Here is a 23,655-nt window from a genome sequence, read left to right on the forward strand (position 1 = left end):
TGAACGACGAATAATGCTAATCTCGACAACGAGAAAAGGAGATATAACCATGTCAAAACAACGATGCGAACGCGTACGGGATCTCTGGTCGCAGGTCGACGCCCTGATGATGGGCATGAACTGGACGCGGGAAGACGTTGAAAAGCCGCAGATCCTTGTCGATGACGTCCAGGGGGACAGCCATCCCGGCAGCTACCACCTCGACGTCCTGAGCGAAGAGGCCTCCATCGGCATCTACGAGGCCGGCGGACGTCCGGCCAAGTTCCACGTCACGGACATCTGCGACGGCTGGGCGCAGGGGCATGAGGGCATGAACTTCATCCTCTGCTCGCGTGGCATCATCGCCGATATGGTGGAGATCCACGCCTCGGTCATTCCGTGGGACGGCATGATCCTGCTGTCCGGATGCGACAAGTCCACGCCCGCCCATCTCATGGCCGCGGCGCGGATGGACATCCCGACCATCCACATCCCGGGCGGCGCCATGCGCTCCGGCCCGGGCAACTCGACCTCCGGCCTGGCCGGCCCCTTGTCCGCGCGCAAGAAAAAGGGGCACGTCGACCTCGCGGAGATGCGCGACTACAAGCTCACGGGCTGCCCCTCCTGCGGCGCCTGCCAGTTCATGGGTACGGCCAGCACCATGCAGTGCCTGTCCGAGGCCCTGGGCATGGCCCTGCCCGGAACCGCGCTCATGCCCGCGACCATGACGGAAATCCGCCGCATGGCCCGGGCCGCCGGCAAGCAGATCATGTATCTGGCCGACAAGGGCATCACCGCCCGCAAGATCATGACCAAGGCGAACTTCGTCAACGCCATGAAGGTTCACGCGGCCATCGGCGGCAGCACCAACGCCTATATCCACATGCCCGCCATCGCCCATGAGATCGGTCTTGAGATCGACCCCAGGGAGTTCGACGCCATCGGGCAGGAGATCAAATACATCACCAACATCCAGCCCAGCGGCAAATACACCGCCGAGCTGTTCTGGTTCGCGGGCGGCATTCCCATGGTCCAGCACATGCTCCGCGACCAGCTCGACCTGGACGTCATGACCGTCACGGGCCGTTCCCTGGGCGACTCGCTGGCCATGCTCGAGGAAGACGGCTTCTTCAACCGCTGCCTCGGCCATCTGAAGAGCTACAGCATCCCGCAGCACGACGTCATCCGCACCCCCGAGCAGTCGGACAAGTGCGGCTCCATCGCCGTGCTGGACGGCAACCTGGCTCCCAAGGGCGCGGTCGTGAAATACGCGGCCGTGAAGCCGGACATGCACCAGCATGTCGGCCCGGCCGCTGTCTTCGACAGCGAGGACGAGGCCCAGACCGCCATAATCGGAGGCAGAATCCGCCCCGGTTCCGTCGTGGTCATCCGGTATGAGGGCCCCAAGGGCAGCGGAATGCCGGAGATGTTCATGACCACCGACGCCATCGTCTATGACGAGACCCTGAACGGCACGGTCGCCATCGTGACGGACGGCCGGTTCTCGGGAGCCACCAGCGGCCCGTGCATCGGGCACGTCTCTCCCGAGGCGGTCGACGGCGGCCCCATCGCCCTGGTGGAGGACGACGACCTGATCGAGATTAACATCCCGGAACGGGCGCTGCAGGTGGTCGGCGTGAAGGGCGAGAAAAAGACTCCCGAAGAGATGGAGGCGATCCTCGCCGAACGCCGGAAGAACTGGACCCTGCCCGAGCGCCCGCAGAAACGCGGCGTGCTCAAGCGCTATTCCGACAGCGCCGTCTCCGCAATGGAAGGGGCGTACATGCGCTAGGAATCCCTGCACAGGGAAACCGCCAATTAGACAACCTCCACCCCCCACAAGGCGTCTGCCGGGAAAGCCCCGATCCATCGGCCCGGCAGGCGCTGGTGGGGTGTTGAGGGACCGTGATGAAATCTCCTGGTTCCGCAAGAGCGCATGTTCTTGCGGAACCAGGAGTTCTTTGGCAAAAGCGGGGTGGACACGCGCCGCCCGTCAACAGGGTGCGTCTTGCCGGGCGGTTCCCCGCAACGGCCGCCGCCCGGGAAGCCGGCGCCGTGTCCGATCCTTCGACAAGTCAGGATTGAAAGTGGAAAGATTCTTGGTAATCGGCATGTTCGTCGGCGTCGGATGGCTCCTCAGGCGTCTTCCGGTCTTCCCCCGCCAGACCGCCCAGGTGCTCAACCTCTTCGCGCTGTATGCGGCGCTTCCGGCCGTCATCCTCCTCAAGGCCCCCCAGATTCAATTCTCGCAGGAGATGCTGCTCCCTGCGGTCATGCCCTGGGCCATGCTGATTTTTTCCGCTGCGCTGGTCCTGTGGGCGGGGCGGGTGTTTTCCTGGTCAAGGGAGGTCGTGGGCGTCCTGCTGCTGGTCGTGCCCATGGGGAACACGTCCTTCATGGGCGTGCCGATGGTGCTGGCCTTTTTCGGCGAAATGGGCATCCCTGCGCTGATCGTCTATGACCAGATCGGGACCGCGCTGATCTTCGCCGTGTACGGTTCCGTGGTCCTGGCCGTCTACGGCAGCGACGTGCGGATTCGGCCCGCCGAAATCGCGCGCAGGGCCATTCTGTTTCCGCCCACCCTGGCGCTCATCTTCGGTCTGTGCTTCCGCTCCTGGTCCTATCCGGAACCGCTGCCCGGCTTCCTGAAGACGCTCTCGAGCATGCTGACGCCGCTGACCATGACGGCGATAGGGTTCCAGCTCACGGTCCGCCTCAGCCCGGCCACGCTGCGGCCGCTGGGATTCGGACTGGCCGTCAAGCTGGTTGCGGCCCCCTTGGCCGCCCTTGCCGCCTGTCGGCTGCTCGGTTTCGACGCCCTGTCCGCGAACGTCTCCATCTTCCAGGCCGGAATGCCGCCCATGGTCGTGGCGGGCACCATGGCCATGGCCGCCGGGTTGGCCCCGGAGCTGGCCGCCGCCACCGTCAGTTCGGGAATGATTCTGTCCTTTCTGTCCCTGCCGCTGCTGTTCTGGCTCATCTGACCGGACCGGGACAGGCCGTTCGATTCCCTTCCCCGTTTCCTCGAGGCCCACGGGCCGGAGTCCGACCCCTTGACTGTTGAGGCCTTCTTTCCCTTTGGCCGTTGTTGACAGCCGGGCACGCCCGGATTAGTTGATAGTATCAATTAATTGCAGGAGAGTGATGGATGTACGTTTCAAGAATACGCGGCGAGCTTCGCTATCTGGTCCGGGAACTGGGCCTTCTGGACAAGAACTGCCTTGACTCGGGGCTGACGCTGGGACAGGCGCATATCCTGACCTACCTGGCCCGCAACGGCGACTCCCCCTTTTCGGAGCTGTGCGAACGGCTGCGCGTGGACAAGGCCTCGTTGAGCCGCTCGGTGGAGGCGTTGCGGACCCGGGGTTTTCTACGGAAGGTCAAGGGCGCGGCGGACGGGCGGCAGCGGGTGGTCTCCATCCTGCCCGACGGCGCGCGGGCCCTGGAGGACGCCAACAGCGCCGTCAACAGGGAGATGGGCGAAATCCTGAATGGTCTCGGCGGCGAGGAGGTCGCGGCCGTCTGGCGCGGGCTGCGGCTCTTCCGGCGCGCGGCGGCCAAACGGAACCTGGCCGCGGGAGCGGAGGACTTCGCGATCGAACGGCTGGACCCGGCCTATTTGGACGAGGCCCTGGTCCTCGTGGAGGAGGTGTTCGCCGGAGAGCAGGGCATCCCCGCCGAACTCGCCCGGCCGGGCGGGGACGACGTCCACTGGTGGTGCGTTCGGTTGGGCGAATACATCATCGGCGCGGCCGCCTTCTGGCGGGAGGGCAAGGAATGGCATTGGGGCCGGTTCGCCATTGACGGCCAGTATCGGGGGCTTGGGCTGGGCCGGGAACTGGCGCGGCGATCCCTGGCGGATTTTTTCGGCATCGCCGAGGCCGTCGTCATCGAGGCCCGGGACAGTGCGACGCATATTCTCAAGGGCTTTGGGGCCAAGACCACGGGGCCGACCGGCAGCTTCTATGGAACGCCCCTGACTCCCCTGATTCTACACAAGGCGGATTTCGCGGGGAATTAGGCCGCACCCGGGCCAATGTCCGGAATGCCGTTGCCCCGACGAAATCCGTCGCCCCAGGCAGTCCCGCCGGACGGGCGGCGGCCCGGCTCCCGGACGCGCTTCGGGTTGCAAAATGCGACCAAGTCATCAAGAATCGTCCGCAGGGAGGCCGCGTTTGTGCGGCTTCGGCCTCAGCCAGGGACGTCAGCAATGAAGAAGATAGCAGTCATCGCGCCGTTGCGGGATATTTACGACACCGCGCTCGAGATCGTGGAGGAACAGGGCTTCACCAACGTGGAGGTGATTCTCGGGAGCATGCACGAAGGGTTGGACAAGGCCCGGCAGTGCGTCCTTTCCGGCGCGGCGGTGCTGGTCTCCCGGGGAGGCACCTATCGGATGATCCGGGAGGAGTTGGACGTTCCGGTCGTGGAGATCAAGGTCAGCGCGTACGACATCATCGAGAGCCTCTCGCCCATGGCGCGGAACTACGAGGCCGTGGGCGTGGTGGGCTACAACAACGTGGTGGAAGGGTTCGATGTCCTGAAGAAGCTGCTGCCCATGAAGATAGTGAAGGTGGAACTCCAGCAGGAGTCGGACATTCCCCAGGCCATCGAAAAATACAAGGACATGGGCATCGGCACCTTTATCGGCGACGCCAACGTCAAGCTCGTGTCCGAGGGGCTCGGCCGTCCGTGCGTCGAAATCACCTCGCAGAAGGATTCGGTCCTGACCGCCGTCCGCGAGGCCAGGCGGGTGTTCCGGGCGGCCATGACCGAGCAGCGCCGGGCCCAGCGCATCATCTCGGTGACGGACTTCGTCCACGACGGCATCGTCGCCATCAACGGCGACGGCAGGGTATCCATCTTCAACCGTGCCGCGGAAAGGATCTTCGGGATCGACAAGATGGAGGCCCTGGGCCGTCCCATCGGCGAGGTGGTCAAGACCTGTAGGCTGCCCGACCTCCTGAACCACACCGAGACCCAGGTCGGCCACGTGCTGGACGTGGGCCGGAACAAGATCGCCATCAACCGCGCCCCGGTCATCGTGGACGGCAGGATCTCCGGCGCGGTGGCCACGTTCCAGGACGTCACCGAGATGCAGGACGTGGAGCAGAAGATCCGCCGCACGCTCGCCGAGCGCGGGTTCTCGGCCAAGCATACGTTCCGGGACATCGTCCACGACGGCGGCAGCATGCAGGCCTGTATCGACGACGCCCTGCACTACGCCCAGTACGATACCCCGGTGCTGGTCTGCGGGGAGTCCGGCACCGGCAAGGAGCTGCTCTGCCAGGGGGTGCACAACGCCAGCGCCCGGGCCGGGGGGCCCTTCGTGGCCATCAACTGCGCCGCCATCCCCGCCTCCCTCATGGAATCGGAACTGTTCGGCTACGCCAAGGGCTCCTTTACCGGGGCCGACAGCAAGGGCAGGGCGGGCATCTTCGAAATGGCCCACCGGGGCACGGTCTTCCTGGACGAGATCGGGGAAATTCCCCTCGAACTGCAAGGGCGCCTGCTGCGCGTCCTGCAGGAAAAGCAGGTCATGCGCCTGGGCGGCGACAAGCTGACCCCGGTGGACGTGCGCATGGTCTACGCCACGAACCAGCCGCTGGAGCAATTGGTGGCCAGGGAACGGTTCCGGCGCGACCTCTATTTCCGCATCAACGTCCTGCCCCTGCGCATTCCGTCCCTGCGCGAACGGGGGCCGGGCGATATTCTGAAGCTGGCCGGGCACTTCCTTCGGCTCTACGCCGAGCGGTACCGGCGGCCCGCCATGCCCATCACCCCCGCAGTGCGGGACGCGCTGCTCTCTCGGGATTTTCCGGGCAATGTCCGGGAACTCAAGGGGCTGGTGGAGCGGGCCGTCATTTTGGGCTCCTTTGAAAAGGTCCTGTCGGCCGACCCGGCCCCCGCGCCCGCCCCCTCCACCGTTCACGCTCTGGCGCAATGCCTGGGCGAATCCAACGGGGCCCAAACGCTTCCCGACCTGCGCAGCCTGGAGAACGATTACATCCGCGAGGTGTTGCGGCGGACGGGTGGCAGTGTGAAGGAGGCCGGTAAGATTCTGAAGATCAGCCGTTCCACCCTCTGGAGAAGACTGCGTGAACTGGGGGCGGGTCAAAATGAAACGGGAGTCGCAAAATAAAACAATATATGTTTCATTTTTAAACCCAATCTGAGGTCGTCTCGATAATAATCTGATTTTATTACATTTTATATTCTGGCATACGCCTTGCTCATAGTCTCCAAACAGTTTCAAGGAGAAATCGGTATGAGAATTTTGCAAGGCGTCCAGAAAATACCCGGCGGGCTGATGATTATTCCGCTGCTGCTCGGGGTCCTCGTCAACACCTTTTTCCCTGAAGTGCTGAACATCGGCAGCTTCACCACCTTCTTGTGGAAAGGCGGGGCCATGCCCATCCTCGCCTTCTTCATGTTCTGTACCGGGGCGCAGATCAGCGTGAAACAGGCCGGGGAGCCGCTGGTCAAGGGGCTGGCCCTGACCGTGGTCAAGGTCCTGATAGGCGCCCTCCTGGGCGTGCTGGTCAACACGTTCTTCGGCCCGGCCGGAGTGCTCGGCGTCGTGCCCATGGCCGTGGTGGCGGGCATGACCAACTCGAACAGCGGGCTGTTCGCCGCCCTGGCCGGGGAATTCGGCGACTCCACGGACGTGGGGGCCATCTCCCTGCTCTCCACCAACGACGGCCCCTTCTTCACCATGCTGGCCTTCGGCCTGACCGGGCTGGCCGACATCCCGCTCATGGCCCTGGTCGGCACCATCCTGCCGATCGTCGTCGGCTGCGTGCTCGGCAACCTGGACAGCGAACTGCGTGATTGGCTCAAGCCCGCGGTGTCCATTTCCATCCCGTTCTTCGCCTTTCCCCTGGGCAGCGCGCTGAACCTGCGGCAGTTCGTGGAGGCCGGCGCACCGGGCATCATCCTCGGCATCGCCTGCACCGTCATCACCGGTTTCGCCGGGTACTTCGCCATGAAGCTCGTCCGTTCCAAGAACCCGCAGGTCGGTGCCGCCATCGGCACCACGGCGGGCAATTCCGCCGCCACCCCGGCGGCCCTGGTCATGGCCGACCAGACTCTCAGGGGCGCGGCCGCCGTCGCCACCGCCCAGGTGGCGGCGTCGATCATGGTCACGGCCATTCTCTGCCCCATCCTCGTCACCTGGCTGGACAAGCGCGAGAAGCGCAAGACCGCGGCCCTCGCCAGGGAAACGGCCTAGGCGTTTCCCGCAGCCGTCGGAATCCGCATACCGCATCCCGCCACGAGCATGGCGGGCAACACCATCAACGAATCCAGGAGGATTCAGACATGAACCCGATCATACATGTCAACGAAAAGGACAATGTCGTCACCTGTCTGCGCCCGCTTTCCAAGGGGGAAAGCGTGGAGATCGAAGGCCGGACGATCACCGCCAACGCGGACATCCCGGTCTTCCACAAAATGGCCATCGAACCCATCGAGCCGGGCGGCGTCTGCTACAAGTACGGCGAAGTCATCGGCGACGCCACCGAGGCCATCGGAATAGGGGACCACGTCCACCTGCACAACATCGAAAGCACCCGCGGACGCGGCGACAAGCAACTCTAAAGGAGGCCACACATGAAGATTCAGGCATATCGCAGGGCCAACGGCCGTTTCGGCATCCGCAACCACCTTCTGGTCATGCCCACGTCCGTCTGCGCCACGGCCACGGCGGAACGCATCGCCGCCCTGGTCCCCGGCGCGGTTTCCATCCCCAACCAGCACGGCTGTTGCCAGATCGACTCGGACCTGTCCCTGACCCAGAAGACCATCGTCGGCTTCGGCAAAAACGCCAACGTGGGCGCGGTCCTCGTGGTCGGCCTCGGCTGCGACGGCATCCAGGCCTCCGCGGCGGCGGCCGAGGTGGCGGAAACCGGCAAGCCGGTCCAACACATCGTCATCCAGGAATGCGGCGGCACGCTCAAGGCCATTGCCAAGGGCGCCGAGCTGGCCGCGCCCATGGCCCGCGAACTGTCCATGCAGAAGCGCGAGGAATGTGACATCAGCGAACTGATCATGGGGCTTGAATGCGGCGGTTCCGATCCGACCAGCGGGCTGGCCTCCAATCCGACCATCGGGTACGCCTCCACCAAGCTCGTGGACAACGGCGGCAGCAGTATCCTGAGCGAGACCACCGAGGTCATCGGCGCGGAACACCTGCTCGCCGCCCGTTTCGACGACCCGGTCCAGCGGGAGAAGTTCCTGAGCCTGGTCAAGGCGGTCGAGGACCGCGCCATCTCCCTGGGCGAGGACCTGCGCAGCGGCCAGCCCACTCCGGGCAACAAGGTTGGCGGGCTGTCCACCATCGAGGAAAAGTCCCTCGGCTGCATGTACAAGGCGGGAACGAGCCCGTTCACCGGCGCGCTGGACTACGCCGAGGGCGTGCCCGAAGCGCATGGCCTCTACTTCATGGACACCCCGGGCCAGGACATCGATTCCATCACCGGCATGGTGGCCGGCGGGGCGCAGCTGGTGATCTTCTCCACCGGACGCGGCACCCCCACGGGCAGCCCCATCGCCCCGGTCATCAAGATCACGGGCAACCCGGAGACCTATGAAAAGATGCCCGACAACATCGACATCAACGCCGGCCGGATTATCGCCGGCGGCGCCACCGTGCCCCAGATCGGCGAAGAGCTGTTCGACATGATGGTCGAGGTCTGCAACGGCGGCATGCCCAAGGCCGAAAGCCTGGGCCACCACGAATTCGGCATCTACAAACTGACCGGCACGTTCTAGCCGGGCAACACCGCGGGCCGCCGGTTCGAGTCCCGGCGATGTCTGCCGCGCGAGCAAGCGGGACACCAGCCAACTGGCTGGTGTCCTTTTCTTTTGGGATGCCGTTTTGGGGATGGGCCGTGGCCCGCGCCGCTAGATCGGCATTGCCGGGAGCATGGCCGAGGCCAGTTCCCTGAGGTCGCCCGGCAGGGCCCGGATGGCCTCGCGCCGGGCCAGGTCCTCTATGGCGAAGGGCTCGAGGCGGCCCCGCTCCATGGTCACGGAGCGGTCGCAGAAGAGTTTGACCAGGCGCAGGTCGTGGGTGACGAACAGGTAAGCCACGCCGTCCTCGCGGCGCAGGCGGTCCAGGAGGTCCAGGATCCTGGCCTGGACGAGCATGTCCAGGCTGGACAGGGCCTCGTCCAGGATGATGCAGCGCGGGCGGGGGGCCAGGGCGCGGGCAATGGAAATGCGTTGGAGCTGGCCGCCGCTGAAGCATGCCGGATGCTTGGCCGCGTCCTCGGGGCACAGGCCCACGTGGACCAGCAGCTCGGCCACGCGCTCGCTCAGGGCGTCGCCCGAGAGCCGCTCGAAGTTGCGCAGCGGTTCGGCGATGATGTCCCCGGCGGTCAGTCTCGGATTCACCGATCCCACGGCGTCCTGGAAGACCACCTGGACGGCCCGGCGCTGCTCCCGGTCCGGGCGGACGCGGCCCTTTTCGTCCGTGGTCCTGCGCCCGAGGATGTACGCGTCGCCGCCGCAGGGCGCTTCCAGGCCGAGCAGGATGCGGCCCAGCGTGCTTTTGCCCGAGCCGCTCCTACCGATGAGACCCACGCATTCCCCGGCCCGGATGGCCAGGTCCACGCCATGGAGCACCGGGACCTCTTCCGTCCGCTTGAAAAAACCGCCCCGGGTATAGGTCTTGGTGACGCCCTTGGCCTCCAGGACAAAGGCGGATTCGCGCTTCGGCGGGAGGCTTCCGGGCGTTGTGGCGGTCTCTGTCGTCATTGCAGGCTCCTTGGGGAAACGTCCGGTTGCGTGGTTGTCTCGACTGGCTGCCGCTCGGGCGGCGTCAGCCCGTAGAGGCGGCAATGGGCGGCCAGCAGGTCGGCGGTGTATTCGTGCCTCGGGGCCTGGAAAATGGTTTTGACCGGGCCGCGTTCCACGATGACGCCGTCGTGCATGACCAGCATGTCCGAGGCCAGCCGGGCGATGACCGAGAGGTCGTGCGTCACCAGGAGCACGCCGATGCCCCGCTGGCGCACGAGCGTCTCCACCAGGTCCAGGACCCGCGCCTGGGAAACGGCGTCCAGGTCCGTGGTGGCCTCGTCCGCGATGAGAAAGTCCACCTCCACGGCCAGGGCCAGGGCGATCATGACCCGTTGCAGCATGCCGCCGCTCATCTGGAAGGGGTAGAGCCCCAGGACATCGGGGTTCGGGAAGCCCACTTCCGCCAGGCCGGACAGCCAGCGGTCCGGGGTGTTGTCCTTCCCGGCCACGCCGTGGGCGGCCAGGGTCTCGCGAAAATGGGTCTTGATGGTGAAGACCGGGTCGAAGCAGCTCATGGGGTTTTGCAGGATCATGGCGGCCCGGCCCGAACGGGCCTTGCGGATGCGCGAGGAAGGCCCCTTGAGGGGCATGTCCGCCCCGCCCAGGGCGATCTTCCCGGCCGAGGCCAGCCCGGCGGGAAGCAGACCCATGACCGCCTGGCAGGTCAGGGATTTGCCGCTGCCGCTCTCGCCCACCAGGCCGGTCACCCGGCCCTTGTGCGCGTCGAAGTCCACGCCCCGGACCAGGAGTTTGGCCCCGGCCGCGATGCACAGGCCGCGCGCGGACAGGTAGGCGTCGGGATTGGTCTTGTTGAGGCAGGACATTACAACCCCTCCATGACGGCGACCGCCTGATCCGCCCCGGCCGGCGCGCTCTCCGGGGAGGCCGGCTCCCGGGTGTTGGGGTCCATGGCGTCGCGCAGCCCGTCGCCGAGGATGTTGAAGGCCATGACCGTCAGGAAGATGGCCAGGCCCGGGTACATGATCAGTTCGGGATGGGTCCAGACGAACTGGCGGCCGTCCGCGATCATGACCCCCCATTCCGAGGTGGGCGGGGTGATGCCCAGGCCGAGGAAGGAGAGGCCGGAGACGTGCATCATCATGTGGCCGATGTCCAGGGTGGCCAGGATGGCCAGCTGGGCGAAGACCGGGGGCAGCACGTGGCGCAGCACGGTCATGAACCGTCCCGTGCCCGCCACCCGCGCGGCCAGGACGTATTCCCGGTTCTTGAGCGACAGGACGAAGCTGCGGATGATGCGGGCGTACCACGCCCAGTGGGTCAGGGATATGGCCAGGATGACGTTGCCGATCCCGGTCCCCAGTATGCCGATCATGAACATGGCCAGGATGAAGGTGGGGAAGGTCAGGAACACGTCGCAGACGCGCATCAGGAGCGAGTCCACCGTGCCGCCCATGTAGCCAGCGGTGGCGCCGACGGCGAATCCCAGCACCAGGATGAGGACGGCGATGGCGGCCACGCAGCTGAGCGAGGTGCGCGCGCCGTAGATCAGGCGCGAGGCCACGTCCCGGCCCAGGTGATCGCAGCCCAGGAGGTGGGCCGGGCTCGGCGGAGCGAATTTGAGTTCCAGGGTGACCTCGTCCGGGTCGTAGGGGCAGATCGCCGGGGCCAATGCGGCGGACAGGATCAGCAGCAGGACCATGAGCCCGGCCAGAATCAGTGCGCCCCGGCGCAGGAATCGGTTGGTCATTGCTTGTCCCCCTGCAGCCGGATGCGCGGATCGAGCCAGGCGTATCCGATGTCCACGGCCAGGTTCATGAGCACGAAGATGGTGGTCATGATCAGGATGAAGCACTGCATGACCGGGTAGTCGCGGTTGTAGATGGCCGAGACCGCGTAGCGCCCCAGGCCGGGCCAGGCGAAGATGGATTCCGCGATGACCGCGCCGCCGAAGAGTTCACCCGCGTGCATGCCGATGGCCGTGATCACCGGGATGAGCGAGTTGGTCAGCACGTGGCGGCCCACGACCGATGATTCGGACAGCCCCCGTGCCCGGGCGTAGAGCACGTAGCGCGAGTGCATGTTGTCCAGCATGGTCGATCGGATCAGCCGGGTGTTGATGCACAGGCTCATGCAGGACATGGTCAGAATCGGCAGGATCATGTGCGCGGCCCCGCCCCGCCCCATGGGCGGCAGCCAGCCCAGCTTGATCGAGAAGACCCAGATCAGGACGAAGCCCAGGAAGAAGTTGGGCATGGACACCCCGAAGAAGCTCAGGCCCCGGGTCAGGTGGTCGGGCAGCCGGTCCTTTTTCAGCGCCGAGATCATGCCCAGCGGCAGGCTCAGGACCAGGGTCAGGGCCAGGGAATACCCGGCCAGGATCAGGGTGTTGGGCAGGTAGTAGAGGATTTCCTCCAGGACCGGCCTCTTGGTCACGTAGGAGATGCCGAAATCCCCATGCGCGGCCTTGCCGAGCCAGGTCGCGTATTGCACGGCGAACGGCTTGTCCAGCCCCAGTTCGTGGCGGGCCGCTTCCAGGGCCTGGTCCGTGGGCGGGATGCTCGACAGCCGCAGGTAGGCCATGGCCGGATCCCCATGGCCGAGCCGCAGGATGGTGAAGACCACCAGGGACACGGCCAGGAGAATGGGGATCAGCAACAGCAGTCGTTTCAGGATGTAGCGGGTCATCGGTCGGCTCGCCTACCGCTTGTACATGGTTTCAAGGGGAATTTCGTTTTTGGTCGCGCCGAAATGCGCGCCCTCAAGGGTGTCCCTGTGGACCATGATGTTGGTCATGTAGGTCAGGGGCATGTACACGGCCTGGTCGTGCAGCGTGCTCAAGATGTATTGGTACAGCTCCCGGCGTCTGGTCTCGTCCACGCTGATAAGCACCTCGCCGATGGCCTTGTCGATGTCCGCCTTCATGGGCAGGCCGAGCTGGGCCTGGTAGTCGGCATGGGAGGGGACGCGCATGGAGCTGACAAAGGAGTGCGGGTCATAGGGCGCGCCCCAGGTGTTGCCGAAGATCATGCCGAACTCGCCGCTTCGCTGCCGGGCCAGGTTGGAATCCTTTTCCTCGCCCACCAGGTTGACCTTGACGCCGACCTTCCTGAGATCGCCCTGCACGACCTCGGCCACGGATTTCATCAGGGTGTCGTTGCCCGCGAAGCACAGGTCCAGGGCCAGCTCCTTGCCGTCCTTGGTGCGGTACCGGGCGCCGTCGGCCAAGGTCCAGCCCGCCTTTTCCAGCAGGGCCTCGGCCTCGTTCCGGTCGAATCCGTACGGCTTCAACCCCAGGTCGCAGTAGGGCATGGTCGGGGAGAAAAGCGTGTCGGCTTTCCGTTCCACGTCCAGGAAGACGTGCTTGACCAGGGCGTCCCGGTCCACGGCCAGGAGGATGGCCCTGCGCACATCGATGTCGTCGGTGGGAAAACGCTTGGTGTTGAGCGCCAGGGCGCGCGTCGCCAGGGGGGCGGACACGTCCGTGACCACGCCGGGCATGGTGCGGTAGCGCTCGAAGCTGTCCAGGCCGATCTGGCCCGCGCCGTGCCCGGCCCCGCCGTAGATGATGTCGATCTGGCCGGTCTCGAAGGCAACGACCCGGGCGTTGGTGTCGGGAATGATCTTGATCAGGAGATACTTGGACTTGGCCTTGTCTCCCCAGTAGCCTTCGTTGCGCTCCAGCAGGGCGTATTCGCTCTTGACCGCCTCCACCAGCTTCCATGGGCCGGTCCCGACCGGTTCCTTGATGCCCTTGGCCGTGTTGCCGTCCTCCGGCATGGCGGCCGGGGACAGGAAACGGGCCGGACGGATCAGCGCCAGTTCCTGCAGCGCCGGATAATAGGGATCGTGCAGGGTCAGCCTGACCGTGTATTCGTCCACGACGGTGGCGGGCGCTTTCCCGGATTCCTTGGCCTTCCACAGCTGGTTGGTCAGCTCCAGCCACTCGTGGCGCTGGTGGTTTTGGAGGACGGCGTCGATGTTGCGTTTCACGGCCTCGGCATTGAAGGGCCGGCCGTCGGTGAAACGCACGTCTTGGCGCAGCTTGAAGGTGTATTCCCGTCCGTCGGTGCTGACGCTCCAGGATTGGGCCAGGCAGGGGGCGACCATGCCGTCGGCCTGATAGCGCACCAGGGGTTCGTAGATCAGATTTTGGGAGAACATCTGGTTGGGGGAGTACAGATGCGGGTTGAATTCGCCCATGTTGGAGTTCCAGGAGTAGACCAGGACGTCCTTTCCCTCGGGCGGCGCGGCCTGGACGCCCGGAAGGGCGGAGAACAGCGTGAGCGCGATGACGGCCGTCATCGTCAGAAGCCGCCGAAACATACCGATGGCGCGAAAAAGTTTTCCCATTACGAACTCTCCAATGGATGGCATTGCATATTAAAACCAGGAAGATGGCATGGAGTAGCATCAAAATATGAATCAATCAATTGCAATGAGTATGAAATTAAAAAAAGTAATACTCATGCGGTATGAAATTCAGAGATTCGGGAAGAGAAAACGTCGGACCAGGGGAGGGTATAGCTCTGCCTTTTTGGCCAGCCACAGCAATGGTCCAAGGCCTGCCAATCTCACTAACAGAGATCAAAACCATGAATATATATAAGGTCTTGATCTTCTTGTTTAGTAGGGGCGGGTAATAAACGATAGATACCCAGCACCGCGCTTAAATAAGTGGTGTGGTGTAATTTGCAGATAATCAAATAAAGCTAATAGTATCATGTTTGATGCACTGGTTGGGCTATATATAAAGGACTACTCTTCATTTTTACTTGTTCTTCCCAAAATATAACCAGAAAGAGCTCCAAGCAATGCTGAGAGTTCTTCACTTTGTAGTGAGCCCATAATGCCGAATAATATGATGGAAATGATAATAAGGAATAAGGTTATGAATTGTATTCCTTTTTCTCCAGAGAAAATTGTTTTGGCTAGTTCATCTTTGGTCGACGCGATTCTATAAAATCCAACAATGACTACACCTACTAATAAAGTGAAAGCAATGCTAATGTTTAACCTAAAAGAATTTTGTAGACTGTCTCTGTTTAGTAGTTCAGATAATCTGTTGTCTGTGTTGGATATTTCGACTTCTTTTGTCTTAAGGTCATTCCGCAACTGTGCTATCTTGTTTGACTCCTCTTTAGATTGCTGTATACGAGAGTTTATATGCACAATATCATTGTTTATGCTATTAACTCTTTCATTGTCATCTTCGTAATCCTCAGAAAGATAAAATAGTTCACTTTCAAGGCTTTCTATAAAATTGTTTATTTTGTCAACTTCTTGTTTTGTATTAGTTGTTTGTATTTTCTTTTTGAAATCATTTATGCTATCTTGTATTCTTTTCTTTTTCTCGTCATAATTTGAAATCCTAGTGCTATATCGTGTTTTTGCAGAATTGGCTCTGAGAAGATCATCTTTCAGTATCAATATGCTGCCAATTTCTTTTAAGTTCTGCTCACTCCGCCGAAGTGAATCTTCAATAACATCATATTCAACTCCGAGTGTTTTCTTTTTATGTACAAGATCTCTAAAAACAACAGCGTCATTAGGGTTAAAAAAAGATGATAACCACGATTTGTTTTCGGAAGAATCGTCACGAGCCATTAATTCTGGAGCAGTAAAAATTAGGATGAGTAGGGCTAAGGCTGTTGTTGTTATGATTTTCATTATGTCGCCTCCACCTTATTGGGATTAGGTATGGCTTTGCTGTGTATCATTTAATATTATTGATCATATGTAATATATAGAATATAATGTATATATTGTCAAGGCGTGAGCAGCCTTGGGGCAGGCGGAGTGTCTTTTTTATGTAAAAATGAAGACCGCGAGTGCGGAGTCCATCGGCTCAGGCCACGGAGAACGAGGGGGCGTCAGCATATCCCTGACTCCCCTGTTCCCTATGCCGTCTCGGGCAGTTTTCGGGCCGGGCAGCGGAGGGTGTTTGTGAACCACGAGCAGTTCTTGCAGGAAATGCACGGGTGGTAGGGGGTGCCGTGGAGCAGGTTGGCGGCGAACCGGGGATCGGCCAGCATGGCCCGGCCGAGGCCCGCCAGGTCGGCGTATTCTTTCTCGACGAGCCCTTTGGCCTGTTCCGGGGTACGGATGCCGAACGCGCCGATGACCGGGACGGACACGGCCTGCTTGATCACGTGGGCGGAGTGGGTCACCGGCGAGAATTCGAAGCCCTCCGGCACGGGGCCTTCCGGCACGGTCATGCCGAAGGAGACGCTCAACATGTCCATGCCGCATTGTTCCAGATGCCGGGCCGTGGCGATGCCTTCCTCGCTGGTGGGCGTGAATTCGCCCATCCGCGCCGAGATGATGAAGTCGTCCCCCGCGCCCGCCCGCACCTCGGGCAGGATGTCGGTGACGATGCGGCACCGGTTCTCCAGGGAGCCGCCGAACTGGTCGGTCCGCCGGTTGGCCCCGGCGTCCATGAACTGGCACAGGGTGAACCCGTGGGCGAAATGATACTCCACGCCGTGGAAGCCGAGTTCACGGGCCTTGAGCGCGGCCTCCTTCAACTCGTTCTGCTTTTCCAGGACCGCCTCGGTGGACCACTGGTTGATGTCCTTGCCCTGTTCGGGCTCTATGGACAGCTGGATCATGATCGTGGCCCCGCTTAACCGGGCGTTCTCCGCGATCCGTTCCAGTATGGAGCGGCTCCCGGGCGTCCACATGCCCTGTTCGCGCGTCACCCCCTCGACCCTGGTGGACTGCACGATGATCAGGCCCGCGCCGTTCTCCGCCGCCCGCGCATAGTGGTGCAGGTGTTGCGTGTTGTAGTAGTCCTTGCCGTCTTCGATGAAGGGAAAGGGGACCATGGGGAGCTGCGTGATGCGGTTTTTGATCGTCCGGTCCCGGACAGTGAGCGGTGTCGTTATCAATGGCATGGGAAATCCGTTTGGTTTGGGTGATGCCGGCCCGGGCGCTTGCCTGGGCCGGTTTTTCCCTGAAGAGTACATGAGCATGGGTGATGAAACCAGTAGGCACTTGCCGGTAACCTTTTGGTCGGAGCGCCGTCGCGGCCGGGCGATGGCGCTCCGGTGAGCCAGTTTTCGTGGTCAGCGTTTCTTGCGCTTGTGCATACGTTTGATCTCCATGGCCACGTCCTTCCAGCGCTCCCTTTCCACGCAGTTGGCGCTTTTTTCGCTGCGGGCCCGCACGTAATCCAGTTCGCGCTGCATCTTGCGGTAATTGTCCAGCCGCGCTTGCGAAAGCACGCCGGTTTCCACGGCTTGGATCACCGCGCAGCCGGGCTCGCGCCGGTGCGAACAATCCGCGAAGCGGCAGGACTCGGCCAGCTCGCGGATATCGCTGAACGTCGCGTCCAACCCGTCTCCGCCTTGGGAGAAGGCGATTTCGCGGATGCCCGGATTGTCCATGAGCAGGCCGCCCCGGGGCATGGCGATGAGTTCGCGGGAAGTCGTGGTATGGCGTCCCTTGCCCACGCTTGCGCTCACCGCGCCGGTGGCCTGGACGCGGCTTCCGTGGAGCATGTTCGCCAGCGTCGATTTGCCCGCGCCCGAGGAGCCGATCATGGACACGGTCCGCCCCTCGCTCAAGTAGGCGTGCAGCTCGTCCACGCCGCGTGCGTCCCGTGTGGAGGTCAACACCACGTCCACGCCGAAGGCGGCGGTTTCGACCTCGTCGCGGAACGGTTCAGGGGAGGCGTGCAGGTCCGCCTTGGTCAGGACGATCACCGGCGTCATTGCGCAGTTGTGGACCAGGGCCAGGTAGCGCTCGATGCGGCGCGGGTTGTAGTCGCGGTCGAGCCCGCAGACGACGAACACCGTGTCGATGTTCGCGGCGATGGGCTGTTCGCGCTGGGCGGCGCCCTCCTGTCTGCCGCGCGAGCCGGCCTCGCCCCGGCTCAGGGTGTTCCTGCGCCGGAGGACGCGCCTGACCACACCCTCGTCCACGAGCACCCAATCCCCGGTGACCGGGTAGTCCCGGTGCCGGTGACGCATGGTCCCCGAGGGGGCGCAGAGCCGCTCGTCGCGTCCGTCGGTGACCAGGAACAGGTCCCGCTGCGCGCTGAGGACCCGGGCCACGCGAGCCGGGTCGAGGGTTTCGTCGGCCGCCAGCTGTTCGAAATGATCGTTCCAGCCCAGGCGGCGGAGCCTGTCCAAGCATTCCTGTCGATTTTCGGAAAATGTCCGTGTTTTCATCTTGCTTCCATTGTGTTGCGTCGAAGACGAGCCCCGAACGTGTACGATCGCGGCCGGCCGGAAGTGCGGCCGACGGGCAACGGGGAACGGAATGGGGAATATGGAGCAAGGGCGTCGAATAAGACCTGTTTCGGGCGAAACACGTCGGGGCCGGTTGGAGCAACCATATGGGGACCGCGATGGAGCGCGGCCCGGAGGCGGTCTAGACCTGCTGCTCGCCCTGTTCCATATTCCGGGCGGCAAGATCCATGGACTGGAGAATCATCCAAACTCCTTGGTGAACTATGCGGAGATGCTTATCGCATTCGCAAGCGTTGTCAAGGTCCTTGGACGGAGGCGGCGGAACGGTGGGAGCGGCCCGCCCGCATAAAGCAGGGCCGCGATCTCCGGGCAGGTGGGGCGGCCCGGAGATCGCGGCGGCGTTGTATCTCGCCGACTGCGTCCCGAGGAGGGGACGGAGGCGGGAGCGAGAGCTTAGTAGAGTCCGAACGGACTCTCATCCAGGCTGATGTATATGTTCTTGGTCTGGCTGTAGTGGGAGAGCATCATCTTGTGCGTCTCGCGGCCGATGCCCGACTTCTTGTACCCGCCGAACGGCGTGTGGGCCGGGAGCTGGTTGTAGGTGTTGATCCACATGCGGCCGGTCTCGACCCCGGTGGCCACCCGCATGGCGCGGTTGATGTCCTTGCTCCAGACCGCGCCGCCCAGGCCGAACTCGCTGTCGTTGGCCATGGCGATGACCTCGTCCTCGTCCCTGAACTTGATGACGCAGACCACCGGGCCGAAGATCTCCTCCTGGGCGATGCACATGGAGTTGTTCACGTCCGCGAAGATGGTCGGGCTCAGGAAGCTGCCCTTGCCCAGTTCGCCGTCCGTCAGCCGGTTTCCGCCTGTGACCAGGCGCGCGCCTTCCTTCTGGCCGTCCTCGATGCAGCCGAGCACCTTGCCCAGCTGGTGCCCGCTGATCAGGCTGCCCATTTGGGTGTCCTCCTTCCAGGGAAGGCCGACGTTGACCTTTTCGAACTTGTCCTTCAGGGCCGCCAGGAAGCGGTCGTGGATGTCCTCGTGGACGAATATCCGCGAGCCCGCGCAGCAAACCTGGCCCTGGTTGAACAGGATGCCCAGCAGCGCGCCCTCGACCGCCTTGTCCCAGGGGCAGTCCGGGAAGTAGATGTTGGCGGACTTGCCGCCCAGCTCCAGCGTGGCCGGAATGAGCTTCTTGGCGGCCGCGTCGGCGATCATGTACCCGATGTCCGTGGACCCGGTGAAGGCGAGCTTGCTGAATCCCTCGTGCTCGAGGATGTAATTGCCGGTGGTGGAGCCCCCGCCGGTGACGACGTTGACCACCCCGGCGGGCAGGACCTTGTCCAGGATCTTGGCGAATTCCAGCATGCTCAGGGACGTCTCGGACGAGGGTTTGATGACCACGGTGTTGCCCGCGGCCAGGGCCGGGGCGATCTTCCAGGCCCCCATGAGGAACGGGAAGTTCCAGGGGATGATCTGGCCGACCACGCCGATGGGCTCGTTGAGGATGATGCTCATGGTGTTCTTGTCGATCATCGTGGCCGAGCCCTCTTCGGTCCGGATGGCGCTCGCGAAATAACGGAAGTGGTCCGAGGCGAGCGGGACGTCGATGTTTTTTGTCTCCCGGATGGGCTTGCCGTTGTCCAGGGTCTCCACCAGGGCGAGCCTGTCGGCGTTCTCGTCGATGAGGTCGGCGATCTTCAGCAGATAGGTCGCGCGCTCCTGGGGAGAGACGTTCTTCCAGGATGCGAACGCCTTTCTGGCGGCGTCCACGGCCATGTCCACCTCGGCCTTGCCCGCGTTGACGCAGGTGGCCAACGCTTCGCCGTTGGCCGGGCAGTAGGCCGTGAACGTCTTGCCGTCCTGGGCGTCCACCCATTTCCCGCCGATGTACAGCTGGTAGTTCCGGTCAATGGGGCTGTTCCCCGCCGTTCCATCAAAGCTCAGTGATTCCTTCATGATAGTACCCTCCTGTTGGATTTAGGCGACGTTGCGCGATCCGCAGGGGACCGCTTGAACCGCACCCACGAAGAGCAAGTATGGTGCCGCCTGACGCCGTCCGGAAGGGGATGGCGGAAACAGTGGATTCGCGCCGGAAAGGCGCGGTGGATGCCCGGAGAGGGAGTGTGACCTTTTGCGGGACACTTTGCATGGGTGTCCCGTTTTTTGGGACAGGTGTTAACCTCCGGCGGCCGCTCGGGCCGGTGCCGGGACGGGCCGTTCGCGAAGAACGGGACCCGTCCCTATTGGAAGACCTGCTCCTTGGATATCCTGTAGAACCGCATCTTGCGGTAGATGGTGTTGCGGGACAACCCCATCTCCCGGGCGACCTTGCTGACGTTCCCGCCGTGGCCGGACAGGAGCTTCAGGATCAGCTCCTTCTCGCGCAGCAGGTCGGTCATTTCCTTTTCCCGGCGGCCGAAGTGGCGTTCCTGGCTCGGATAGAAGGGGGAGGAGCAGACCGCGGGGCCCATGTTCCGGCCCGAGATCCGCTCCGGCAGGTGCCTGAAGGCCAACCGTGTCGCGTCGTGGTCCGCGTTGAGCATCTTCTCGATGACGTTTTCCAGTTCGCGGACGTTGCCGGGCCAGTCATGCCGGGCCAGCTGCTGGAGCATTTTTTCCGAGACGTGTTCGATATGGCGTCCCTGCCGGGCGCAGATCTTGTCCAGGAGGTGGTGGAACAGGCCGTCCAGGTCGCCGATCCGCTCCCTGAGCGGGGGGACCTTCACGGGCAGGACGTTCAGGCGGTAATAGAGGTCCATCCGGAAGTTGCCTTTCTGCACCTCTTCCAGCAGGTCCTTGTTCGTGGCGCAAACGAACCGGACGTTGACCGGGATGACGTGGTCGCCGCCGATGCGGATGATGGTCCTGTCCTGGAGCACGCGCAACAGGATGGCCTGCTGGTCCAGGGGCATGTCCCCGATCTCGTCCAGGAACAGGGTGCCCCCGTCCGCCATCTCGAACTTGCCGGGCCTGCCGCCCTTCTTGGAGCCGGTGAAGGCTCCGTCCGTGTAGCCGAACAGTTCGCTGGCGATCAGCTCCCGGGGCAGGGCGGCGCAGTTCAGGGCCACGAACGGGCCGTCCCGACGCGGGCTGTGGTTGTGGATGGCCTGGGCGAACAGCTCCTTGCCCGTGCCGCTCTCGCCCAGGATGAGGACGTTGCTGGTGCCCGCGGCCGCGCCCTTGGCCGCCCTGATGGCTTCGCGCAGCTTGAGGCTGGACCCGATGATGTCCGAAAAGCCGAAGGAGGCCATTGCGCCGCTCAACCGGTTGACCAGCTTCTTGACCTTGTTGATCCGGTTGAAGAAGACGACCGCGCCGTTGGGGTCCCCGGTGTCGTTTCGAAGCGTGGTGCCCGTGACCAGGCAATGGACGCACCCCCTGGGGGTGTCGATGATCTGTTCCACGTCCGTGTAGGCCTCGCCGTGCCTCAGGCGCTTCCAGATCAGCGGGTTCCCGCTCAGGACTTGCTCGATGGGCTTGCCCTCGACGCCCGGGCCCAGGAGGCTTTCCCCGGCCCGGTTGACGTGGCTGATAGCGCCGTCGCCGTCCGTTATCAGGGCCCCGTCGGACATGATGTGGAATATCTTGTTCAGGCTGCCGTTGAGCCGGTTCAGCTCCAGGTTCTTCTTCCTGATCCGGATCTGGTCGCGAATGGCCTCCACGGCGGCCACGACCATGCCCAGGGTGTGCAGGTGGACCTCGCTGGAGGGGCCCGATACCTGGAGCACGCCGATCATCTCGCCGCAGTCGTTGAAAATGGGCGCGGCCGAGCAGGTCCAGCTGTGCAGCCGGGCGCAGTAGTGCTCCATGCCGGATATCTGAATGGGCCCGCGCAGCTTGATGGCGGTGCCTATGCCGTTGGTGCCCACGGCCTCCTCGCGCCAGTCCGTGCCGGCCACCAGGTTGACCTTGGAGGCGTTGTCCTTGATCTCGTGGTCGCCGATGCACTCCAGGATCACGCCGGATTCATCGGACAGGAAGACCACCAGCCTTGAGCCGGCCACGAACCGGTAGAGCCGGTCCATGAACGGTTTGGCGATGGCCAGGAGCTCCGTGTGGCTGCGGCGGGCCTGTTCGACGATCCGTCTCTCCCGGGCGAAACGGCCGTTGCCGCCGCACGGATTGACCCGGGCCTCGTGACAGCGCTGCCACGAGCGCAGAATTTCGGACCGGACGGCTCCGGGCTGGATGGAGCCTGTGCGGACAAATTGATTCCATGCGCTTTCCAACGTCGGGGCCGGCAGTTTCAACACATTGTTTGAACTCATCCTTTCGTACCTCCATCCGGCCTTGCGGCACAGTGCGAAAGGAGTCGGCTGCGGCGGCGTAAAGCGTTGCGCCATGGCTGCGTGAGCATACTATCGATCGTGCATCCGGGAGGCGCAAGAATCCGCCTTTTCGGTCCGAATTGACACAATCCACGGCCGGTATCGCGGCCGGAATACAGTTTATGAATTCATAGCACCGATGCGTCGTGAAGACAAACATTCACGGAATTTGACCTGTTGGGAAAACGATCCGCACCGGTGAGAAGGGCATCGGCGGACCCGGAAATGCGGAAATGGTCATTCCCGCCCCAGCCGGACAGCCCGGCCGGGCCTCGGGAGCTCGAAAATGTTGCGGGTGGGGCGGAAGTGGACTATCAGGGTGGCGACGAAATGCGGATTGCGGGAAATCCGGGCCGACATGCGCGAGGAGGGGTTCCGGCGCGGGCAGGCCACGGGGAATCCGGTCCGGAACGCCCTGAAGGGGGAAATCATGAAACGCATTGTGATGTTGGTCTGCGCGTTGGCGCTCTGTGCCTCCACGGCCTTCGCCGGTACGCCGGTCAAGGTGGCCCACGCCACCTGGGTCGGTTACGGCCCGCTGTATATCGCCAACGAACTCGGCTACTTCGAGAAGGAAGGGCTGGACGTGGACCTGGTCATCATCGAGGATGAGGCCCAATACGCCGCGGCCATGGCCTCGGGCAACATCGACGGCCTGGGCAACGTGCTTGACCGCGAGGTCATCCACTTCGCCAAGGGCACCCCGGAAGTCGTGGTCTTCGGCATGGACGAGTCGTCCGGCGGCGACGGCGTGGTCGCCTCGGGCGAGATCAAGACCGTGGCCGACCTCAAGGGCAAGACCGTGGGGTTGGACAAGTCCTCCACCTCTTATTTCTTCTTCCTGTCCATCCTGAAAAAGTACGGCGTGGACGAGAAGGACATCAACATCACCGAGATGGGCGCCTCCGACGCGGGCGCGGCCTTTGTCGCGGGCAGCATCGACGCGGCCGTGACCTGGGAGCCTTGGCTGACCAACGCGGGCCAACGCGAGGGCGGCCACGTGCTCGTCTCGTCCAAGGACATGCCCAAGACCATCGTGGACGTGTTCGTGCTCAACGCCGATTACGTCAAGGCGCACCCCGAGGTGCCCGCCAAGATGACCAAGTGCTGGAACGAGGCCATCGCCTGGTACGTGCAGAACCCGGACAAGGGCAACGAGATCATGGCCAAGGCCATGGGGTTGGAGACCCAGGAAATGGCCGACATGGCCTCGGGCGTGACCTTTATCGGCAGGGACGCCAACAAGGCGTTCTTCGACATGTCCAAGCCCAACAGCGTGTACGAGGTCGCCGACCGGGCCATCTCGTTCTGGAAATCCAAGGGCATCATCACCAAGGACGTGTCCCTGGACACGCTGATCAGCGCCGACTACGTCAACGCCGAGTAGC

At 63.2% G+C, this 23,655-nt stretch carries 18 protein-coding genes; 8 read left to right on the plus strand and 10 right to left on the minus strand.

Going from position 1 to position 23,655, the window contains the following annotated elements:
- Positions 1-49: 49 nt before the first annotated feature.
- The 7 genes from ilvD to BerOc1_RS12415 all read left to right on the plus strand — a co-directional run bounded on the left by ilvD (position 50) and on the right by BerOc1_RS12415 (position 8,751).
- Positions 50-1,771 carry a dihydroxy-acid dehydratase gene (ilvD, locus tag BerOc1_RS12385; protein ID WP_071545989.1) on the plus strand — a complete coding sequence of 574 codons (1,722 nt, stop codon included), beginning with the start codon at positions 50-52 and terminating at the stop codon, positions 1,769-1,771.
- A 295-nt stretch (positions 1,772-2,066) separates the two neighbouring features.
- Complete coding sequence (locus BerOc1_RS12390) at positions 2,067-2,963, plus strand: AEC family transporter (RefSeq protein ID WP_129586535.1); 897 nt, start codon at positions 2,067-2,069, stop codon at positions 2,961-2,963.
- 164 nt (positions 2,964-3,127) lie between these two features.
- The gene (locus BerOc1_RS12395) at positions 3,128-4,000 is read left to right on the plus strand and encodes a bifunctional helix-turn-helix transcriptional regulator/GNAT family N-acetyltransferase (RefSeq protein WP_071545991.1); all 873 of its coding nucleotides are present in this window, start codon (positions 3,128-3,130) and stop codon (positions 3,998-4,000) included.
- Positions 4,001-4,189: 189 nt separating this feature from the next.
- Entirely contained in the window at positions 4,190-6,121 is a 1,932-nt protein-coding gene (locus BerOc1_RS12400; protein WP_071545992.1) for a sigma 54-interacting transcriptional regulator, read from the plus strand.
- A 126-nt stretch (positions 6,122-6,247) separates the two neighbouring features.
- Entirely contained in the window at positions 6,248-7,210 is a 963-nt protein-coding gene (locus BerOc1_RS12405) for a 2-keto-3-deoxygluconate permease (protein WP_071545993.1), read from the plus strand.
- Between the two features lie 89 nt (positions 7,211-7,299).
- The gene (locus BerOc1_RS12410; RefSeq protein ID WP_071545994.1) at positions 7,300-7,578 is read left to right on the plus strand and encodes a UxaA family hydrolase; all 279 of its coding nucleotides are present in this window, start codon (positions 7,300-7,302) and stop codon (positions 7,576-7,578) included.
- A 12-nt stretch (positions 7,579-7,590) separates the two neighbouring features.
- Positions 7,591-8,751: a UxaA family hydrolase gene (locus BerOc1_RS12415; protein ID WP_071545995.1), complete on the plus strand. Its 1,161-nt coding sequence runs from the start codon at positions 7,591-7,593 to the stop codon at positions 8,749-8,751.
- A 132-nt stretch (positions 8,752-8,883) separates the two neighbouring features.
- Here BerOc1_RS12415 and BerOc1_RS12420 read toward each other — a convergent pair whose 3' ends face one another.
- The 10 genes from BerOc1_RS12420 to BerOc1_RS12460 all read right to left on the minus strand — a co-directional run bounded on the left by BerOc1_RS12420 (position 8,884) and on the right by BerOc1_RS12460 (position 22,192).
- Positions 8,884-9,738, minus strand: a complete 855-nt coding sequence (locus BerOc1_RS12420) for an ABC transporter ATP-binding protein (RefSeq protein WP_071545996.1) — start codon at positions 9,736-9,738, stop codon at positions 8,884-8,886.
- Positions 9,735-10,604, minus strand: a complete 870-nt coding sequence (locus BerOc1_RS12425; protein WP_071545997.1) for an ABC transporter ATP-binding protein — start codon at positions 10,602-10,604, stop codon at positions 9,735-9,737. Before BerOc1_RS12425 ends, BerOc1_RS12420 begins: the two co-directional genes overlap by 4 nt.
- Positions 10,604-11,488, minus strand: coding sequence for a nickel ABC transporter permease subunit NikC (gene nikC, locus BerOc1_RS12430; protein ID WP_071545998.1), 885 nt, complete (start codon positions 11,486-11,488; stop codon positions 10,604-10,606). Before nikC ends, BerOc1_RS12425 begins: the two co-directional genes overlap by 1 nt.
- Positions 11,485-12,426 (minus strand): nickel ABC transporter permease subunit NikB, encoded by a 942-nt coding sequence (gene nikB / locus BerOc1_RS12435; RefSeq protein ID WP_071545999.1) that lies wholly within the window; start codon positions 12,424-12,426, stop codon positions 11,485-11,487. Before nikB ends, nikC begins: the two co-directional genes overlap by 4 nt.
- Before the next feature lie 12 nt (positions 12,427-12,438).
- Positions 12,439-14,091, minus strand: coding sequence for a nickel ABC transporter substrate-binding protein (gene nikA / locus BerOc1_RS12440; protein WP_242652983.1), 1,653 nt, complete (start codon positions 14,089-14,091; stop codon positions 12,439-12,441).
- Between the two features lie 405 nt (positions 14,092-14,496).
- Positions 14,497-15,408: a hypothetical protein gene (locus tag BerOc1_RS18905; protein ID WP_129586536.1), complete on the minus strand. Its 912-nt coding sequence runs from the start codon at positions 15,406-15,408 to the stop codon at positions 14,497-14,499.
- A gap of 230 nt (positions 15,409-15,638) precedes the next feature.
- Positions 15,639-16,634 (minus strand): oxidoreductase, encoded by a 996-nt coding sequence (locus BerOc1_RS12445; RefSeq protein WP_071546000.1) that lies wholly within the window; start codon positions 16,632-16,634, stop codon positions 15,639-15,641.
- Between the two features lie 171 nt (positions 16,635-16,805).
- Entirely contained in the window at positions 16,806-17,873 is a 1,068-nt protein-coding gene (gene rsgA / locus BerOc1_RS12450; RefSeq protein WP_242652985.1) for a ribosome small subunit-dependent GTPase A, read from the minus strand.
- A gap of 513 nt (positions 17,874-18,386) precedes the next feature.
- On the minus strand, positions 18,387-19,895 hold the full coding sequence (locus BerOc1_RS12455) for an aldehyde dehydrogenase family protein (RefSeq protein WP_071546002.1): 1,509 nt from the start codon (positions 19,893-19,895) through the stop codon (positions 18,387-18,389).
- Positions 19,896-20,179: 284 nt separating this feature from the next.
- Complete coding sequence (locus tag BerOc1_RS12460; protein ID WP_207503310.1) at positions 20,180-22,192, minus strand: sigma-54-dependent Fis family transcriptional regulator; 2,013 nt, start codon at positions 22,190-22,192, stop codon at positions 20,180-20,182.
- 505 nt (positions 22,193-22,697) lie between these two features.
- Between BerOc1_RS12460 and BerOc1_RS12465 the strand changes: the two genes are divergently transcribed.
- The gene (locus tag BerOc1_RS12465) at positions 22,698-23,654 is read left to right on the plus strand and encodes an ABC transporter substrate-binding protein (RefSeq protein ID WP_071547108.1); all 957 of its coding nucleotides are present in this window, start codon (positions 22,698-22,700) and stop codon (positions 23,652-23,654) included.
- Position 23,655 lies beyond the last annotated feature (1 nt).

The organism is Pseudodesulfovibrio hydrargyri (genome assembly GCF_001874525.1).
GTDB lineage: Bacteria > Desulfobacterota > Desulfovibrionia > Desulfovibrionales > Desulfovibrionaceae > Pseudodesulfovibrio > Pseudodesulfovibrio hydrargyri.

Excerpts from the sequence above, each read along its gene's own strand:
- BerOc1_RS12420 (WP_071545996.1), bottom strand. The coding sequence starts at position 9,738 with ATGACGACAGAGACCGCCACAACGCCCGGAAGCCTCCCGCCGAAGCGC.
- BerOc1_RS12405 (WP_071545993.1), top strand. The coding sequence starts at position 6,248 with ATGAGAATTTTGCAAGGCGTCCAGAAAATACCCGGCGGGCTGATGATT.
- BerOc1_RS12400 (WP_071545992.1), top strand. The coding sequence starts at position 4,190 with ATGAAGAAGATAGCAGTCATCGCGCCGTTGCGGGATATTTACGACACC.
- BerOc1_RS12425 (WP_071545997.1), bottom strand. The coding sequence starts at position 10,604 with ATGTCCTGCCTCAACAAGACCAATCCCGACGCCTACCTGTCCGCGCGC.
- BerOc1_RS12465 (WP_071547108.1), top strand. The coding sequence starts at position 22,698 with ATGAAACGCATTGTGATGTTGGTCTGCGCGTTGGCGCTCTGTGCCTCC.
- ilvD (WP_071545989.1), top strand. The coding sequence starts at position 50 with ATGTCAAAACAACGATGCGAACGCGTACGGGATCTCTGGTCGCAGGTC.
- BerOc1_RS12445 (WP_071546000.1), bottom strand. The coding sequence starts at position 16,634 with ATGCCATTGATAACGACACCGCTCACTGTCCGGGACCGGACGATCAAA.
- BerOc1_RS12395 (WP_071545991.1), top strand. The coding sequence starts at position 3,128 with ATGTACGTTTCAAGAATACGCGGCGAGCTTCGCTATCTGGTCCGGGAA.
- BerOc1_RS12410 (WP_071545994.1), top strand. The coding sequence starts at position 7,300 with ATGAACCCGATCATACATGTCAACGAAAAGGACAATGTCGTCACCTGT.
- BerOc1_RS18905 (WP_129586536.1), bottom strand. The coding sequence starts at position 15,408 with ATGAAAATCATAACAACAACAGCCTTAGCCCTACTCATCCTAATTTTT.
- BerOc1_RS12415 (WP_071545995.1), top strand. The coding sequence starts at position 7,591 with ATGAAGATTCAGGCATATCGCAGGGCCAACGGCCGTTTCGGCATCCGC.
- nikB (WP_071545999.1), bottom strand. The coding sequence starts at position 12,426 with ATGACCCGCTACATCCTGAAACGACTGCTGTTGCTGATCCCCATTCTC.
- BerOc1_RS12455 (WP_071546002.1), bottom strand. The coding sequence starts at position 19,895 with ATGAAGGAATCACTGAGCTTTGATGGAACGGCGGGGAACAGCCCCATT.
- nikA (WP_242652983.1), bottom strand. The coding sequence starts at position 14,091 with ATGGGAAAACTTTTTCGCGCCATCGGTATGTTTCGGCGGCTTCTGACG.
- nikC (WP_071545998.1), bottom strand. The coding sequence starts at position 11,488 with ATGACCAACCGATTCCTGCGCCGGGGCGCACTGATTCTGGCCGGGCTC.